We start from the raw sequence: 2,062 nt of genomic DNA, 5'->3' as shown, positions 1-2,062 counted from the left end.
CCCCCCCCCCCCCCCCCCCCCCCCCCCCCCCCCCCCCCCCCCCCCCACGGCCCCCTCCCTGCGTGCAAATTGCTTGACCGGCGCGCACTCATCGGCTAATGTATTAACAAATTCGTTAATTATCTAATTCAGTCATCATGTCCCTCGACAAAGTTTTTGAAGCGCTCGCGTCTGCGCCACGCCGCAAGATCCTGGCTTATCTGGCCGAAGCGGAGATGAACACGTCCGAGCTGGCGGCGCGCTTCGAGATGAGCGCGCCGGCGATTTCTCGTCACCTGTCGGTGCTGGAGAACGCGGGGCTGATCAGCAGCGAACGGCGCGGCCAGTTCGTGTTCTACAAGCTCACCGCCGGCAACGTCGCCAACACGCTCACCAGCTACGCGCTGGAACTGTGCCCCACCGGCAGGCCGCTCAAACGTGAGTCCGCCGTCATCGCCGCTCGGCGGCGCAACCGCAAAGACTAGACCGGAGAATGCCATGCCCCCGATGCCAGACAGCCTGAAACAGCACCGCGTCCACAGCGCAGACCCCGCAGGCGTCATCCGGGGCACGGTGCGCTACGCGCCGCTCAAGTCGCTGTGGTTCAGCGGCATGGCGGGCATCGCGCTGATCGGCGGCATCGCCACCTTCACCTGGGCCGCCTTCGCCCTGTTCCTTGCCGCCACCGGCTTCGTGCTGCTGTTCGGCCACTCGCTGGGCAGCCACCGCAAGCTGATACACGACAGTTTCCAGTGCCCGACATGGCTGGAGTACGCGCTGGTGTACTGCGGCGTGCAGGTCGGCCTGGCCGGCCCGCTCGGCCTGCTGCGCCAGCATGAATTGCGCGACTACGCGCAGCGCATGCCGGTCTGCCACGACTACCTGCGCCACGGCCGAGGTTTCTGGCGCGACGGCTGGTGGCAGATTCACTGCCACCTGGCGCTGGACACGCCGCCCGCCATCCGGCTCGAACCGGCCATCGCACAGGACCGTTTCTACCGCTTCCTGGAACGCACCTGGATGCTGCAGCAGCTGCCGCCGGCCTTGCTGCTGTATGCCACCGGCGGCTGGGGCTTTGTGGTGTGGGGCGTGTGCGCCCGCATCGCGGCGGGCATCTTCGGGCACTGGCTGATCGGCTATTTCGCGCACAACCACGGCCCCATGCATGCTGAAGTCAGCGGCGCCGCGGTACAGGGCCACAACATCCGCTTCGTGTCCTTGCTGACCATGGGCGAATGCTGGCACAACAACCACCACGCCTATCCGGGATCGGCCTGCCTCGGCCTGTACGCCGGCGAATGGGACCCCGGCTGGTGGACCTTGCTGGTGCTGCGCCGCGCCGGGCTGGTGTGGGGGCTGCGGCTGCCGCACGCGCTGCCGCCGCGTCCCGAACTGCGCAAGCTGGACACGCTGCAGCACGCCCCCTGCATCGCCCCGGCTTAACGCGCCACGGCGCTGCGCATCACCGGGTACAGCTTGAAGCGCTCGTCCCACGATGCGTGGCGGCGGGCGAAGAACTCCAGGCGCTGGGCGGAACTGGCGGCGAACGCGGGGTCGGTGTCCAGCTTGCGCTTGAACTCGGCCGCCACGGCCGGATCCCGCAACTGCTCGCGCGCCACTTCCTCGGCCACGTATTCCTCCATGTACTCCTTGCGCTCGAAGGCATTGTTGAAAGCGCCCCAGGCCAGCAGCGAATCGGCGCTCAGCGGCTCCAGCATGGCCACCACCAGGCGCGACTTGGGCTGCGCGATCGGCACGAACAGCGCGCCGCGGCCCACGTCGCGCGCTTCCTTCTGCCACCCGCCTTCCACCGCCAGCGCCTGGCGGCCTTCAAACGATTGCGCGCCGAACTTGCTCTTGTCGGCGCGGAAGGTCTCCACCTCCACCTTGCCCAGGTCCGCGTTAAGCACCTTGTAGCTGATGCCGTGCTGCTTCAGCTTGTCTGCCACCTTGGACGCCTGCCCGGCCGGCACCAGGTAGCCGCCGGCCGGCGCCGCCAGCTGCAAGTTGGGCACCACTTCGTCGCGCAGCGGCACGGTCCAGGTCTGCGGCTTGCTCTCGTCGTAGCGGGTCCACAGCGCGC

General features: G+C 68.0%; 2 protein-coding genes and 1 pseudogene. 2 read left to right on the top strand and 1 reads right to left on the bottom strand.

Features of this window, described 5'->3' with window-relative positions; genetic code table 11:
- Positions 1 to 137: 137 nt before the first annotated feature.
- Positions 138 to 464, top strand: a complete 327-nt coding sequence (locus tag AC6H42_RS21500) for an ArsR/SmtB family transcription factor (RefSeq protein WP_057158385.1) — start codon at positions 138 to 140, stop codon at positions 462 to 464.
- 13 nt (positions 465 to 477) lie between these two features.
- Positions 478 to 1,422 carry an acyl-CoA desaturase gene (locus AC6H42_RS21495; protein ID WP_497548903.1) on the top strand — a complete coding sequence of 315 codons (945 nt, stop codon included), beginning with the start codon at positions 478 to 480 and terminating at the stop codon, positions 1,420 to 1,422.
- Here the strand turns inward: AC6H42_RS21495 and AC6H42_RS21490 are convergent.
- Positions 1,419 to 2,062 (bottom strand): annotated as a pseudogene (locus tag AC6H42_RS21490) (peptidase M14); the annotation flags it as partial. The gene AC6H42_RS21495 and the pseudogene AC6H42_RS21490 sit on opposite strands and share 4 nt — an antisense overlap.

It is taken from the genome of Massilia sp. NBRC 108631 (assembly GCF_059704565.1).
This window is presented reverse-complemented; position numbering and strand designations above follow the sequence as displayed.

Coding starts and splice junctions, on each gene's coding strand:
- AC6H42_RS21500 (WP_057158385.1), top strand. CDS start 138: ATGTCCCTCGACAAAGTTTTTGAAGCGCTCGCGTCTGCGCCACGCCGC.
- AC6H42_RS21495 (WP_497548903.1), top strand. CDS start 478: ATGCCCCCGATGCCAGACAGCCTGAAACAGCACCGCGTCCACAGCGCA.